The organism is Bradyrhizobium centrolobii, from assembly GCF_001641635.1.
Lineage (GTDB): Bacteria > Pseudomonadota > Alphaproteobacteria > Rhizobiales > Xanthobacteraceae > Bradyrhizobium > Bradyrhizobium centrolobii.
The window spans coordinates 18,816-32,935 of the sequence record NZ_LUUB01000118.1; the positions used below are offsets into that span (position 1 = coordinate 18,816).

General features: G+C 63.0%; 17 protein-coding genes and 1 pseudogene. 14 read left to right on the forward strand and 4 right to left on the reverse strand.

Features of this window, described 5'->3' with window-relative positions; all coding sequences use genetic code 11:
* Positions 1-23: 23 nt before the first annotated feature.
* Together AYJ54_RS54205 and AYJ54_RS41590 are read right to left on the reverse strand one after the other, a co-directional pair.
* Positions 24-836 carry a DsbA family protein gene (locus AYJ54_RS54205; RefSeq protein WP_063708274.1) on the reverse strand — a complete coding sequence of 271 codons (813 nt, stop codon included), beginning with the start codon at positions 834-836 and terminating at the stop codon, positions 24-26.
* 31 nt (positions 837-867) lie between these two features.
* Positions 868-1,161: an ATP-binding protein gene (locus AYJ54_RS41590; protein WP_082906093.1), complete on the reverse strand. Its 294-nt coding sequence runs from the start codon at positions 1,159-1,161 to the stop codon at positions 868-870.
* A gap of 5 nt (positions 1,162-1,166) precedes the next feature.
* On the opposite strand from AYJ54_RS41590, the gene AYJ54_RS50280 reads away from it, so the two are divergent.
* From AYJ54_RS50280 to AYJ54_RS41640, 12 genes and pseudogenes are all read left to right on the forward strand, one after another.
* Positions 1,167-1,532 carry a hypothetical protein gene (locus AYJ54_RS50280; protein ID WP_136624304.1) on the forward strand — a complete coding sequence of 122 codons (366 nt, stop codon included), beginning with the start codon at positions 1,167-1,169 and terminating at the stop codon, positions 1,530-1,532.
* Positions 1,533-1,965: 433 nt separating this feature from the next.
* Positions 1,966-2,379 (forward strand): cupin domain-containing protein, encoded by a 414-nt coding sequence (locus AYJ54_RS41595; protein WP_063708275.1) that lies wholly within the window; start codon positions 1,966-1,968, stop codon positions 2,377-2,379.
* Between the two features lie 387 nt (positions 2,380-2,766).
* Positions 2,767-3,365: pseudogene (locus AYJ54_RS41600) on the forward strand (sulfite oxidase-like oxidoreductase).
* Positions 3,358-3,720: an FAD-binding oxidoreductase gene (locus AYJ54_RS54210; protein WP_430641465.1), complete on the forward strand. Its 363-nt coding sequence runs from the start codon at positions 3,358-3,360 to the stop codon at positions 3,718-3,720. Before AYJ54_RS41600 ends, AYJ54_RS54210 begins: the two are co-directional and overlap by 8 nt.
* On the forward strand, positions 3,711-4,103 hold the full coding sequence (locus AYJ54_RS54215; protein WP_430641466.1) for a ferredoxin reductase domain-containing protein: 393 nt from the start codon (positions 3,711-3,713) through the stop codon (positions 4,101-4,103). The genes AYJ54_RS54210 and AYJ54_RS54215 overlap by 10 nt, the downstream gene beginning before the upstream one ends.
* A 254-nt stretch (positions 4,104-4,357) precedes the next feature.
* On the forward strand, positions 4,358-5,044 hold the full coding sequence (locus AYJ54_RS41610; protein ID WP_063708276.1) for an antibiotic biosynthesis monooxygenase family protein: 687 nt from the start codon (positions 4,358-4,360) through the stop codon (positions 5,042-5,044).
* Between the two features lie 307 nt (positions 5,045-5,351).
* Positions 5,352-6,287, forward strand: coding sequence for a LysR family transcriptional regulator (locus tag AYJ54_RS41615; RefSeq protein ID WP_063708277.1), 936 nt, complete (start codon positions 5,352-5,354; stop codon positions 6,285-6,287).
* The gene (locus AYJ54_RS41620) at positions 6,284-7,021 is read left to right on the forward strand and encodes a peroxiredoxin-like family protein (protein ID WP_063708278.1); all 738 of its coding nucleotides are present in this window, start codon (positions 6,284-6,286) and stop codon (positions 7,019-7,021) included. Before AYJ54_RS41615 ends, AYJ54_RS41620 begins: the two co-directional genes overlap by 4 nt.
* A 12-nt stretch (positions 7,022-7,033) precedes the next feature.
* The gene (locus AYJ54_RS41625; RefSeq protein ID WP_245329282.1) at positions 7,034-7,315 is read left to right on the forward strand and encodes a GNAT family N-acetyltransferase; all 282 of its coding nucleotides are present in this window, start codon (positions 7,034-7,036) and stop codon (positions 7,313-7,315) included.
* A 199-nt stretch (positions 7,316-7,514) separates the two neighbouring features.
* The gene (locus tag AYJ54_RS41630) at positions 7,515-8,090 is read left to right on the forward strand and encodes a cytochrome P460 family protein (RefSeq protein ID WP_063708280.1); all 576 of its coding nucleotides are present in this window, start codon (positions 7,515-7,517) and stop codon (positions 8,088-8,090) included.
* A gap of 164 nt (positions 8,091-8,254) precedes the next feature.
* Positions 8,255-8,800 carry a DUF1993 domain-containing protein gene (locus tag AYJ54_RS41635; protein WP_082906094.1) on the forward strand — a complete coding sequence of 182 codons (546 nt, stop codon included), beginning with the start codon at positions 8,255-8,257 and terminating at the stop codon, positions 8,798-8,800.
* Between the two features lie 73 nt (positions 8,801-8,873).
* Positions 8,874-10,214 (forward strand): MFS transporter, encoded by a 1,341-nt coding sequence (locus AYJ54_RS41640; RefSeq protein WP_063708281.1) that lies wholly within the window; start codon positions 8,874-8,876, stop codon positions 10,212-10,214.
* A gap of 180 nt (positions 10,215-10,394) precedes the next feature.
* Here the strand turns inward: AYJ54_RS41640 and AYJ54_RS41645 are convergent, their stop codons facing one another.
* Together AYJ54_RS41645 and AYJ54_RS41650 are read right to left on the reverse strand one after the other, a co-directional pair.
* Positions 10,395-11,759 (reverse strand): MFS transporter, encoded by a 1,365-nt coding sequence (locus tag AYJ54_RS41645; protein ID WP_245329283.1) that lies wholly within the window; start codon positions 11,757-11,759, stop codon positions 10,395-10,397.
* Positions 11,760-11,891: 132 nt separating this feature from the next.
* Positions 11,892-12,368 (reverse strand): redoxin domain-containing protein, encoded by a 477-nt coding sequence (locus AYJ54_RS41650; RefSeq protein ID WP_063708283.1) that lies wholly within the window; start codon positions 12,366-12,368, stop codon positions 11,892-11,894.
* A 384-nt stretch (positions 12,369-12,752) separates the two neighbouring features.
* Between AYJ54_RS41650 and AYJ54_RS41655 the strand changes: the two genes are divergently transcribed.
* Positions 12,753-13,370 carry a cytochrome P460 family protein gene (locus AYJ54_RS41655; RefSeq protein WP_245329284.1) on the forward strand — a complete coding sequence of 206 codons (618 nt, stop codon included), beginning with the start codon at positions 12,753-12,755 and terminating at the stop codon, positions 13,368-13,370.
* A gap of 118 nt (positions 13,371-13,488) precedes the next feature.
* The gene (locus AYJ54_RS41660; protein WP_063708355.1) at positions 13,489-14,118 is read left to right on the forward strand and encodes an FMN-dependent NADH-azoreductase; all 630 of its coding nucleotides are present in this window, start codon (positions 13,489-13,491) and stop codon (positions 14,116-14,118) included.
* The last annotated feature ends 2 nt before the right edge of the window (positions 14,119-14,120 follow it).

Below are 14,120 nucleotides of genomic sequence, written 5' to 3' on the forward strand. Positions count from 1 at the left end.
CGATCCGCATAAACACCGGCGGGCTATGATACTTGCATGCCAGCGCTCTGCGGCGCCTCTTCGATCAGTTCCTGGCGCGAAGCTCCCAGAGCAGGGCAGTCCCAACGACGGCCGAAAGAATCGACGCGGCGAACACGGCGATCTTGGCGGCTGAGAAGTCGGTGTCGCTTGGAAACGCCTGCCCGGCGATGAAGAGCGACATCGTGAAGCCGATGCCAGCGAGGGCTCCTGCCCCGGCCAACTGCCGCCACGTGTACTCCGCCGGCTTGACAGCTATGCCTGCGCGCACGTTGGCCGAGCGTGCCAAGCATCGCGTCGACGAGAGAGCTCTCGTCCCAAGGTCCATCATAGCGCCGGCGGTTGATGTAGAAGGTCGGCGCGAACCTCACGCCGCTTGCGCGGGAGCTTGCGACATCCGCCTCCACTCTCGCCCTCGCGCGCCGCAAGGCGTCGCTGTCGCCGAGCGCGAAGTCGGCGTTCACGCCGAGGTCGGTGGCCATCGCGACGAGGTCGTCCTCCGTGAGCTGCATCGACCTCGTCATCAGTTTGATGTGCGCGGACCAGAACGCCTCGGGCGTCCGGGCAAGCTCAGCGAGCTCGGTCGCCCGAAACGCAAGGCTGTTGTCCGTGAGCGGCCTGTGTCGGAAGGCGTAGCAGACGCGATCGCCGAGTTGGTCGCGTGCTTGCGCGATACGCTCGTTGGCAGCCCTGCAGTGCGGGCACGCGTAGCTGCCGTACTCGACGAGCGTGACCTCGGCATCGGCGAGGCCGAGCACGTGGTCTGTCTCGTGGTCGACCGGACGGTCGAGGCGGCCGGGCGGGATCATGAGCTCCATCGCTGAACCGGTCTCCAGGTGTTCGTGCCAGTTACGACGTCGGCGCAGCCTTCGCTGGGTTGACGATCTGGAATACGCCGCCGTCGCGTGACCGCGTGTATGCGATCTCCGTGTCGACGATACTGCTGGAGAGCCCAGCCGCGTGCACGCGCGGGAGGAAGAGGCGCACTAGCGTGCCGGCACCCCGCTCACTCTCTATAAAGACCGCGCCGCCTCGTCCTTCAGCAAAGCGCTGGACCTGGGGGAGCCCGAGACCGGTTCCGCCGCCCGGGGCCTTTGTCGTGAAGTACGGGGTGAAGGCCTGCGAGAGGACCTCCTCGGGGATGCCCGGTGCGCGGCATCGTTCTGGCGTTCGAGCAGCCGCAGGCCGCTGTCGATTACGGCGAGAAGGTTGTTAATGTCGTGGACGACCAACTGCGCTATGTCCGCTATCGCCTTCACCGTCTCCCGCCTGCGAGGAGCGATCGAGCCACGCGTGTCGGACCGCGCGTCGGTGCGGCACAAAATCCTCGAGACCTCACCGTTGGACCCGACGAGCGGGATCTCCACGCACCTGGACGCAAAGAGGCCGCTACCGCGATCGCAGACGCCTCGCACTCTTGCGCTGAACGCACGCCGCGCTCCAAGCGCGACGCCAGCGCTGTCCACGAGCACGACGACATCCTCCAGCGGCGGATCTTCGACAGAGCCGGGTAATGAAACTCCGATTGTCTCTTTGATCTGCATATCGGGCCTCCTGACCTGCGATCGTTCAACGGAACGCCGACTTCGGCCTGTACACGAGAGCGGGCGACACAGGTCGAAGATTGAGTCCATGACGGTCGAAAGGAAAATCACCTCTCGCCATGGAGTCGATAGCCGACCGTTATCGGAAATGGCTGAGAGACGCGTGGCACCGCTGCGGAGGGAGTGCGGCGCGTCCGTCTGCGAGCACTCGCCCGAGCGGAACTCTCGGCGACCGCGAAGAGATGTTCACGTGCCTACGGCCATCATAACGCGCGGCTATCGACTTCATGGCGTGACGTCATTTCCCATTCGCCGCGCGCAATCCCATGCTGACGAGTGTGAACGGCAACCTTTCGCCGCCACTCCGACACCCGAACAAGGATCCACAATCAGGAGGCTACAAATGTCAGTGAAGCAGCCGGTTCTCACGGCGCCCCACGGCGGCGAGACGGTGACATCGAGCGGGGGCTCGAGCGTCGAGATGAAAGTGGAGAGCAGCCAGTCCGGGGGCGACTATGGCGCTGTCCTGTGGACGGTGCGGGCCGGGGAGGAGCCACCGCTGCACACCCACTCGCGCGAGGACGAGCTGCTCTACGTGGTGCAGGGGCAGCTAATCGCGCGGGTCGGCGATGCCCGCGTCGAGGTGGGGCCGGGCGCCTACGCGGCTCTTCCCCGCGGTGTGCCGCATACAATCGAGGTGGTCGGCGACCAGGCGACCCTGCTGCTCAGCTTCGTGCCGGGTGGGCTGGAGCGCTTCTTGGTCCCCCGGAAAGGAGAACAGCCCGATCCGGCCGCTTTCGGCCTGACGTTTCCCTAGGGGCGGGGACCGCGGGGCGCGGCGTTCGCGACCGTGCGCCCGCTCGGGCCCGGGTGCCGGCCGCGTGCGACCGCGCCAGATGATTGATTGCACGCGCTGGAAAATCACCTCTCGCCATGAAGTCGATAGCCGACCGTTATCGGAATGGCAGAAAGACGCTTGGCACGCTGCGGTGGGAGTGCGGCGCTTCCCATCGGCGACCGCGAAGCGGTGTTCACGTGCCTAGGGCATCATAACGCGCGGCTATCGACTTCATGGCGTGCCGTCATTTCCCATTCGCCGCGCCGAATTCCATGCTTCGCCGGTACCCTGCTCATCCGGCGCACAGCGGCTTAGCGTGTTGTGCGGGACTAAGCTCCTTTCACCCGCCGACGGAGGAAATCCGCTATGGTCACTCGCGGTTTCACAGGCCGCCAATCCGGATCAGAACCATCGGACCGGATTCCCCCGGGACAGCACCTTGTCGACAATTTCCCGGTGCTTACGGCCGGCCCCACGCCGCGAATCGAGCCCGCGGACTGGACTTTCACGCTCAAGGTCGGACCTCGTCCGGTCAAAGCGTGGAGCTGGTCGGAGTTCAACGCGCTCCCACGAACCAAGATGACGCGAGACATCCACTGCGTGACCTCGTGGTCGAAGCTCAACACCGCGGCGTGGCCGTCGACGACATCCTCGCCGACGCTGGCCTTAGCGCACCCACTCCGTTTGCACTCGCACATTGCTACGACGGATACTCCACCAACGTGCCGATCGCCGACCTCGCGATGGGGAAGGCGATGGTCGCGCTCAAGTACGAAGGCCAGCCGCTGCCGCGCGACCATGGGGGGCCGGCGCGCCTGCTCGTGCCGCATCTCTACTTCTGGAAGTCGGCGAAGTGGGTGAACAGGCTTCAGTTCACGGAGCGCGACGAGGCTGGCTTCTGGGAGCTGCGCGGGTACCACATGTACGGCGATCCGTGGAATGAGCAGCGATACACGAATGACTGAAGCGATTGCCGCAGCCGCGCGATGGCAGAGCTGTGCGATTGTCGAGGTCGCGACGGGAACGCCGGCTATCAAGAGCTTCTTTCTCCGCCTCTCCGAACCGTTCGACTATACGGCCGGACAGCATGTCGACGTGCGGCTGACTGCGCCCTGCGGCTACACTGCCATGCGCAGCTACTCGATCGCGTCGGCCCCGAGCGATTCCAAGGTGATCGAGCTGGCGATCGAACGCCTCCCGGACGGTGAGGTCTCCCCGTTCTTCCACGACGTCGCCCAAGTAGGCGACACGATCGAGCTTCGCGGGCCGCTTGGCGGACACTTTCTCTGGCCGGGGCTTCCAACAAACCAGTGCTCTTGATCGGCGCCGGCTCCGGCGTCGTGCCGCTCATGGCGATGATCCGGTATCGGAAGGCCAGCGGAGAGCCAGTGCCTGTCGCGCTGTTGCTCTCCTCCAGGACCTGGGGTGACGTGCCGTTCAGGGACGAGCTCCTCGAGCTCGAGAGGTCGCTTCCCGATTTCGCGCTCGCCTTGGCTCTGACACGCGAGCCGGCGACGCGCCGCACCGACTTCAGCAGGCGGATCGACGGCAGGATGGTCGCTGACGTCGCGGGGCGGCTGCCTGTGTCCCCCGGCTGCGCCTTCGTGTGCGGGTCAAACGCCTTCGTCGACATCGCGGCGGACGCTGCGCTCGCTTTGGGACTGGAAGCCGGGGCGATCAAGACCGAACGCTACGGCACTTGAGAGACGATCCCTCTCGCTTCGCGAGAGGATAATTTTCGCAAACCCCAGATTGTCCGTGCGGCCTGCGGCAATCACGGTCGCGCTGAATGCAAGGATACGCAACAGTGAACGAAACGGGAGCCTACGCGGATGCTGTCCAAGGCGATCGATGTCGACGGCTCGAAGGTCTTCTGCTGTGAAGGCGGCGCGCATGGCGGGAGCGCTCCGACATCGAGATCGACTTCGTCGCAGCACTCTAGGAGCGGGATACGACGATGTTTTCAGTGATTTTCGAAGTCCTCCCCAATAAACAGAACTGGGATGACTACCTTGACAACGCCAAGATGTTGCGCCCCGAGCTGGAGCAGGTCGAAGGCTTCGTCGACAACATCCGCTACAAGAGCCTGACCCGCGAGGGCTGGATCCTTTCGCTTTCGAACTGGCGGGACGAGAAGTCGCTTGTCCGCTGGCGCACCCGCATGCGCCACCACGAGGTCCAGCAGAAGGGCCGCGACGAAATCCTCGCAGACTACCACCTCCGCGTCGGCCAGATCACTGCCGACAATCAGGTGCCCGCGGGGTACGCCCTCACGGAGCAGCGGCTCGACGAGACCGAAGTCGGGGAGGGAACGGCGGTCACGCTGATCAACGCGACTCGCCCCACGGAATGGAAGCAGACCAACAACCCGTACGACTGTGCCGAGTGGCCCGGACTGAACCCGTGGGCCGCCGACTGCACGTCCTGGGACATCTTCGACGCCGTGCTCACGCCCGGCGACCTGATTCTGCTCATATCCTGGAAGGACGCCGCCGCAGCGCAGGCCTACGAGGACGCTTCCGCGCCGAATGACAAGGCGAGGGTCCGGAAAGTGCGGATCGTGCGCGACTACGGCAAATACGACCGTCGCGAGGCGCCTCAATACTACACAGATGCCAAAGGCGGCGAGACCCTCCGCGCCTGACACCGCTCCGTCGGGAAGGGCCAGCCAAATCGTGGTCCCTGCCAGCGGATGGCGCCAACCCGCCGAGCGTAGGTACTCCGGACTATGGCTCGCCCAGCCCCGTCCGGTTCTCGCCCACCTCGCAGCGCACTGGCCCGGCTCTCAGAAGTTCCTGAAAGCGTGTCCGTGCGTCCAAATCAATAGACCGAGCCGTTCCAACGTGCGCACGCAAGTCGCATCTACGCTCCATGATTGCGACGTGCCCGTCACGTCGTCGAGTGCAAAGGCTCCTCAGTATCGACAGCCGCAGCTTGACGGAGAACAACCCATGGAGCTTCATCAGGTTCGCTACTTCCTCGCCGTCGCGTCCACGCTCAACTTCACCCGCGCGGCCGAGCAGTGCAATGTCACACAGCCCGCCCTGACCAAGGGGGTGCAGAAGCTCGAGCAGGAACTCGGCGGCCAGTTGATCTACCGCGAGCGTCAGCTGACCCAACTCACCGATCTTGGAAAGGAAGTCCTTCCGATGCTGGAGCGCACATTAGCCTCGGCAGAGGCGGTGCGTCGCCGAGCCCAGGAGTTTCAACGCAAGGACGTCGCGCCACTGAAGATCGGCCTCGCCCCATCCATCTCGGCCTCGCTTGTCCTCGATCCGATCGCGGAGATCGCAAAGTTCGTTCCTGGACTTCACGTCGAGCTGCGCGAGGGCGCGGCGAAGAAGCTCGTCGACCTCTTGCTTGAGGGGGAGATCAACGCGGCAATGGTCGGGGACGTGCAGGACATGCCCGACCGCATCGACGACTGGTCGCTGTTCGAGGAGCGCTACGTCGCGGTTCTTGCGCCGACACACCGGCTCGCAAACCGTCCCTCGATCGGCATCGACGACCTCCGTGAGACCATCTTGCTGGAACGCGCCGACTGCGACGTCGCCGCGAAGATCCAGCAGTCGTATTTCTCCGAGGAACCGCCCCAACTCGGCCACTGCAGCGGTCACGACCTGCACCTCCAGCACATGGCCGCAGCTGGCTTCGGCGTGATACTGGCGCCCGAGCACATGCCGCGCCTTCCGACGCTCAAGACCATTCCGCTCGAGGGCTCGCCGGTTTCGCGCGAGGTGCGGCTACTAGCTGTGCAGGGGCGCCGCTACTCGCCGGCGCTGGACGCTTTCGTCAAGGTCGCGCGGCTTCGCGACTGGTCGTTCGAAGTCGCCGACCGGGGCGTGCCGCACGCAACGGTGCCGGAGGTAGTGAGGGCGCCCACATGACCACGACACGCGCGCCGGCGGCCAACCGTTTCCAGCCAATCGATCCTCAGCCTGATGACCCCCCACCGATGCCAAATCAGACCGAAAAGACGCTCGCCCGGATTCGCACCGAGCTGTTGACGATGTTCAGCGCCGCGGACTGGGAGTCATACAACCACCTCGTGGGCTGGCTCCGCGATACAGACGTGGCATCGCACGCGTTGAAGGTCGGAGACGACGCGCCGGACTTCCTCCTGCCGGACGCCGACGGCCGTCTCCACTCCTCCGAACAGCTGCGCCGCAATGGACCTCTCGTCCTGAGTTTCTTCCGAGGCGGCTGGTGTCCGTTCTGCACGGCTGAGCTCTGCGCCCTCCAGGCCGCGAAGGATGAGTTCGAGAGCATCGGCGCGACTCTCGCAGTCGTGACACCCGAGACGAGCGACCTCCCGCGGCAGCTGAAGCGGGGTCTGGGCTTGGACCTGAAGGTGCTCTCCGACGTCGACTACGGCGTTGCCATGTCGTATGGCGTGCTGTTCCGGGTGCCCGACGAGACCAAAGCGCACTATTCCGGGCTAGGCTTCGACTTCGGCGCACGGCACGGGTCACCGGTGTGGATGTTGCCCATTCCCGCGACCTACGTGATCGACGCAGAAGGCCGGATCCGCAGCGCGTTCGTCGAGCCCGACTTCACGATACGGGAGGAGCCGGCGCAAATCTTGGCCTCGCTGCGCCAGGCCGCTTCCACGTCCGGGTGAGGGAGGCAGAAAGTGGAAAGCGACATCCGGGACAATCCGGCAATGAGCCGGTTTGAAATGCCCCTCGGCGATAGCGCGCTCGCAGTCGCCTACTACAATGTCGAAGACGGTCGCGTCGTCCTGCTCCACACGGAGGTGCCACAAGAGTTATCCGGCCTGGGGTACGGATCGATGCTGGCGCATGGCGTTTTCGAAGTGTTGCGACGCGACGGGAAACGAGTAATCGCGAAGTGCCCCTTCATGTCCTCCTACGCCGCGCGGCACCCCGAGTACGGTGCACTCCTCGACGGCTGATCGCGCTTTTGGACGACAATACCTCACGCCTATCGAATGCATGTCCAAAGGGAATTTCTAATTTCGCCGGCTGCGTCCGATGTTTGGGCCTGCCTAGGCCCGCCGAGCACACGCGGTCGGCTCCACAGCGATTGAAACAGTGATTTGAAGCCGTTGCGCCGAGTGACCATGCCACGCGCGAGCAGCAAAGGAGACCCCCATGAAATTATCGAGGACTGTCAGCCTGGCTGTCGCCGTCTCGCTGGTCGCCGGCACCGTGGCAGCGCTCGCGCAGATCAGCGGAGCTACTCCGACCGGCCCGACCGCGAACGTGGTGGACTCCGCCGGGCACCTGCGCGTGCCGGCGGACTACCGAACCCTCTACCAAGCGCTCGGCAGCTGGGCGATTGCCGCCGACAGCGGCCAGGGCTCGAAAGAAGTCCACGCCGTCTACGCATCCCCGGGGGCGATCGACGCCTACCGGAAGACGGGCCACTTCCCGGACGGCGCCGTTCTGGTGAAAGAGGTCTTCGCGACTTCGACGAACGAGATGACCACGGGCACGGTGAGCCACGCCGACAAGCTCAAGGGTTGGTTCGTCATGGTGAGAGACAGCAAGGGAACGCACCCCGGTAACCCATTGTGGGGCGACGGGTGGGGGTGGTCGTGGTTCGATGCGGACAAGCCGCTCAAGACCACCTCGACGGACTACCATTCCGATTGCCAGGGGTGCCACGTGCCGGCCCAGGCCACGGACTGGATTTATGTGAATGGATATCCCGTCCTGCGTCACTAGGTGAACGTATGCGTGGACGCCTCCTCTTGCCGTGGTTTCGCGAAGGGAATGTCGAATCCCGCAAGCTGGTACGGCAAGCCGGAAGATTGAAGAGCCTATTGTGACCATCCGTTTCGGTTATCAACCTTGCGGGTCCGACCGACGTTCAGAGTACAAGCGAGCGCATGGAGTTCGACGTGTCCTTCTCTGTCTATGACATCACGGTCCCTGTCATGGTGCACGGACTGAACGTGATGGACGACTATCTCGACCACGCCCAAGCGCTCGAGCGGACCAGGGGAATTGAGCTTGGGAGGATCCTTGGCGAGCGGCTTGCGCCCGACATGCTGACTTTCGGAGAGCAGTTTTCCGTAAGCTGCAACAAGGTCGGCGCGCACATGGCAAAGCTGATGCAGCGCGACGCGCCAGCGCCCCACAACACCCCCATGATGTACCCGGCATTGAAGGAGCGGCTCATCGAGACGCGTGGCTTCCTGCAAAACGTGCAGCCGGAGGAGATTGCCGGCGCACAGTCCCACACCTACGAGTTGATGCCGCCTATCGTGCGAGGGTGGTTCGGCGGCGACGACTATGTCCGGCACCTGGTGCTGCCCGACTTCTTCTTCCACATCTCAATCGCGCACGCGATTCTTCGGCGCCTCGGAGCGAAGATCGGGAAGCGCGACTACCTCGGTAACCTCAGTCAGCAGAGCGGCAGTGACTACTCATGAGAGGCGGGCGCGGCGCGACACGGGCCGAAGCCCTCAAGATTGTTGTTGTCATCGCGCCGGACATTGCATCCTGATGGGCGGCGTCGAATGTTTAGCGGCGTCGAAGCGCCGCTGGGTAATGCTCTGCATCTTGCTTGGACTTGGTCTAAGTTCCCTTGGAAGCGCGATCGTGAATATCGCCTTGCCGAATGTCTCGCGTTCATTCGCAAGTAGTGACGCAGCGACCGTTTGGGTCGTGAACGCCTATCAGCTTTCGGCAACGGTCTGCTTGTTGCCCGTTGCAAGTCTGGCCGAATCACTCGGTCTGAAGCGCGTTTATGCCGCCGGCTTAGCTATTTTTGTTCTCGCGTCGTTGGGTTGCGCCTTCGCTCCAACATTGCCGATGCTGGTGAGTGCGCGCTTGATTCAGGGTGCTGGAGCGGCCGGCGTTGCTGTGGCCGGCGTTGCATTGGTACGCGTGATCTATCCGCGCCGCATGGTCAGTAAGGGCCTCGCGTTGGTCGCATTAGCGGTGGCGATACCTGGAGCATTGGGGCCTACCATCGCGGCGACAATACTTGCCGTGGCAAAATGGTCCTGGTTGTTTCTGGTGAACGTACCATTCGGTCTCGCGGTACCGCTATTTATTACCGCTGCTCCACCAGACGTTCGGGTTGCTCGCCTTTTCGATCTGACCGGGACCGCTCTCAATGCGTTAGCGTTCGGACTTTTCGTCGTCGGTGTCGGCACGCTGGGTATTGGCGATGGGCGCATTGCGATGGGAGAGATCGTTGCAGGACTTGTCTGTTTCAGCCTCTTCGTTCGACAACAGCGCCAGAACCCTATGCCGATGTTGCCGTTCGATCTTTTCCGTATACCTCTGTTTACCCTATCGGTGTGGACATCTGTCTGCTCCTATGCAGCACAAATTCTGGCTTACGTCTCCTTGCCGTTTTTGTTTGAGACGGGGATGCATCTTTCGGCCGTAGAGACAGGTTTTCTCTTGACGCCCTGGCCGTTCATGACTGCCGTCACGGCTCCGATCGCCGGTCGCTTGACAATCCGCTACCCCGCCTCGGTGATTTGCAGCATTGGTTTGACGTTGTTGGCGGCCGGTTTGCTTCTGATGGTCTTCTTGCCGACAACTCCGGCGAAGTGGGATGTCGTATGGCGGCTGGCCCTTTGCGGTATCGGCTTTGGCCTTTTCCAGACCCCGAACAACACTGCGATGATGACGGCTGGACCCATAGGGCGCAGCGGGGCCGCAAGTGGGATGAATGCCGCGGCTCGCTACATCGGATGGTCAGTTGGTTCTGCCTTGGTCTCACTGATCTTCGGCTTGGGCGGAGATCAAGGCGCGATCTTTTGTTTGGTCGCCGGAATGGTCTTCGCTCTGATGGGAGCCGCCACCAGCAGCGCTCGTCGGTTCAGATAGCGTCCAAATGCGGAACGCCAGCACGTCGTCGGAGGTTGTGTGGCGATATCTGCGCCATGTGCTCGCTGCCGCAGACAAGCGGCTTTCAACAAGCCGCCACCGAACTCGGGGTTCGGGAATCGACGATCAGCCATGGCATCCGAGAGTTGGAGGATGGTTGGAGGAGGTGCCGCATGCCTTCTAAGCCCCTCTCGAGCCGCCCGCTTTCGCCGCGGCCGCTGTCAGGGTCATCGAGGCTGTAAGGGCGCCGCCGATCGAGGTTGCAGCGGCTACGGCGAGGCCGACTTCGTAGCCGGACGCGAAAGACGCGACGCCGGCGGCCAGTGCTACCCCGGCAAGCTGTGCAATCCGGCTCGCCGCATTGTTGATGCCGGAGGCGACCCCTTCGTCGGCCTGATCCACACTCGACATGACCGACGCGGTGAGCGGCGCCACGAGCACAGCGAAGGACAGGCCCAGCAGGGTCATGGGTCCGATCACGCCGAGCATCAGGGATTCGTCCCGGCCGAGCGCCATCAAGATATAGGCGAGTGCCGCACCTGCCGACCCCGCGATGAGCATGGCCCGCGCGCCAATCTTGTCCGCCAACCCGCCGAAGAAATTCGACAAGAACCCCACGCCGAGCGTGAAGGGCAGGAATGCCAGCCCGGCATCGGTCGACGACAGGGCGCGGCGATCGACGAGGTCGAAGGGTAGCAGAAAGAACATGATCGAAACCCCCGCATAGACCATCAGGGTGGCCACGTTCAGCCCGAGGAAGGCGCGGTTCTCCACTAGGCGAGGTGGGGTCATCGGGTGTTCGCTTCTGAGCTCCCAGAACCCGTAGATGGCGAGCCCGGCAATGCCAAGCCCGGCGACGATCGCGAGCACCGTGCCCGGCCGGGCTGGAGTGTCCGCAGCGGCCTGAGCTTCACTGGGGCCGATCTGGCTGAGCGCCCAGGTGAGCGCCCCGATCGCCGAAGCGAGGATCGCGGCGCCAATCACGTCAAACCTCCGCTGGATGCGGCCATCTTTCGGCGCGAAGACCAGCAGGACTCCCAGTGCTACGAGCGCGAGCGGCGGGTTGATCCAGAACACGGATGGCCAGCCAAACGTCTCGGTCAGCCAGCCGCCCAGGACAGGACCTCCGGCGGTGGTGAGAGCCGATGCCGCGGCCCATATGCCGATCGCCCGGTTTCGCTCCGCGCGCGGATAGGTGGCCCCGATCAGGGCGAGGCTGGCGGGGGTGACGATCGCTGCGGCCGCTCCCTGCGCGACGCGGGCGGCGATCAGCCAGGCGGGCGAAGGCGCCAGCGCGCAAGCTGCGGACGCCAGACCGAACAGGACGCAACCGAGCCCGAGCATGCGCGCCTTGCCATAAACATCCGCGAGCGCGCCACCGATCAACGTCAGCGAGGCGAGCGCCAGCATATACCCGTTGAGAACCCATTGAACGGAGGCGAGGTCCGCTCCGAAATCAGCGCGCAGTCTCGGTAACGCAACGGGCAGCGCTGTCCCATCGATGAACGCCATCGAGGACGCGAGCACACAGGCCGTGAGCACCATGCGCCGGCACCGAGGCGACGCTTCCCGCCCGAGCTCTCGCGGGCAGGGTGCTGCATCGATAACGCCGCGGCTGCACGGCTCTAAAAGCGGCTGTCCCATTCATCGACCTCCCCGCTAGTCTGCCGCTGGTCTTCAGTTCTTTGCCAAAGATTTGAGGTGGCGGACAAATCCGAGCACATCGTCGGGCATCAGACGGCCGATCGCGCGGGTCGAATACACGGCCGTCACCACCTGGCCTTCGGGACTAAGGACGAAGCCGGTTGCCTGGAGACAGACGGGATCGTCATTGACGAAGGCGCCGGTGACTGCGGAAACCGCTCGCGCGTTGGCGCCGTAAGCGACCGGGAAATTGAGCTTGTGCTTTTCGACGAGCATCTCCGACTTTTCCCGATCGTCTACCGATACAGAGACGACCTTGATGCCTTCCCCAGCGAATTTATCCGCTGCTCTCGCGAAAGCGGCAAGCTGGGCATTGCAGTACGGACACCAGGAACCGCGGTGGAATAGGACCACACCGAACCAACCGGCGAGATCGGCAGGCAAATGGATTTCGCCGCCACCGACGCGAGCAAAGGTAAGAGAGGGAAAGACATCGTTATTCTGCAGCATCACAATTGCGCTCCTTGTTTGATATGTCTGGTGCTCAAAGCGCCGAATGATCCTGCAACGCTTCTGACAGAAAAACGTCTTACACCATGGCGGTCGAACCCCCGGCGAGGGAAATCACGTCTCGCCATAGAGTCGATAGACGATCGTTATTGCCGCTCGCTGCGCGGCGTGATGCCGTCGCGGCCTGAACAACTTGCCTTGATTTACGAATGGCGGAGAGGACCGTCGCAGCAGCATTCCCCGCTGCTATGGAAACTATACATGCCGGCTATTGGAAAATTTCGTCCCGCGCTGCGATCAACGGGTACCCAATGTCGCAGGTTCCATCGAGTAACGCCCAGGGCGACCTGGAACAAACATTACTCAATTGCGTGGGAAAAAAGTATGGTTATGGAGAAAAAAGGTAGGCGCCTTACCCTGCTGATCGCCGGAGCGGTTTTTAGCGCAATTGCTATAACAGCTGTATTCGCGCAGTCCGAATCCAATAACGGCGGCGCACCGACGAGGAAGCGCTATCTCCCCGAATATACCGCATCGGGCGACTTGATCCTGCCGAAGAATTTCAATGAGTGGGTGTTCGTCGGCTCACCGCTCACTCCGAATGCGCTCAACGGCGGGAAGGCCAATTTTCCCGAATTTCACAACGTCTATATCGAGCCGGGCTCGTACGAGATCTACAAGAAGACAGGTGAGTTTCCGGAGGGAACGATCTTCTTCAAGGAACTACAGCTGACACTCCCAGCCGAGAACCCGGATGGATCGCGCACCGAGGCCTCCGGGCGAGGCTTCTTCCCCGGAAAGCTGAACGGTGCGGACGTTGCGGTCAAGGATAGCAAGCGCTACGCCGACACCGGAGGCTGGGGTTACTACAACTTCAATCATCACGAGCCGAAGGCGCCGACAGCCAAGCTGCAGCCAAAGTCCGAATGCGCGTTCTGCCACATGGTGAGCGCTAAGAAAGACGACGTCTGGACCCAATTCTATCCGCTGCTGGACAAATGAAATCGTCAACACGCTACCGGTTCCCCGAGGCGACGAACTCAAGTGCGCGGCGCTTGTACGAACTTGAAGCGCTGGTTGACACCGCGGTTGGTTTCGTAACGCCATGGGGATCGTTCGAATGAACATCCTCCATATTGATTGCAGCCCGCGTCCAGAATCGTACAGCCGCCAGCTTTCGGCGGCGATCGTCAAAAAGCTCCTTGAGGCTGCGCCCGCCGCAATCATCAGCCGGCGAGACTTTGGCGCAGGCCCCCTGCCGCACGCCGCGCCCGACTACGCGACCGCCCTGTCGTCGCCGGCTATGTTGGCGGCTCCGCCGAGCGGCGCGCTGGATCTTTCCGAAGCGCTTATTCGGGAAGTCGAGGCGGCCGATGTGGTCGTTATCGGAACGCCCATGCACAACTTAACCGTTCCCTCGGTCCTCAAGGCGTGGATCGACCAAATCCTGCGCGTCGGTCGCACCTTCGTGTCGACGCCGGCAGGGAAGGTGGGATTGCTCCGGGATCGTCCGGTGTTTGTCGGCATCGCTTCCGGTGGAGTCTTTACCGGCGAGAAAGCCAACCAGCCCGATTTTCTCACGCCGTATCTGTCGGCTGTACTGGGCAGCATCGGGCTGAAAACCCTGCAATTCCTTCCCGTGCAGGCCACCGCATTTCTCGCTGGGGACCAGGCCACATTAGCAAGGGAGAAAGCGCTCGCGGCGCTCGACCTGACGGTCATGGGAGAGGTTCCATGTTCGATCGCGTGACG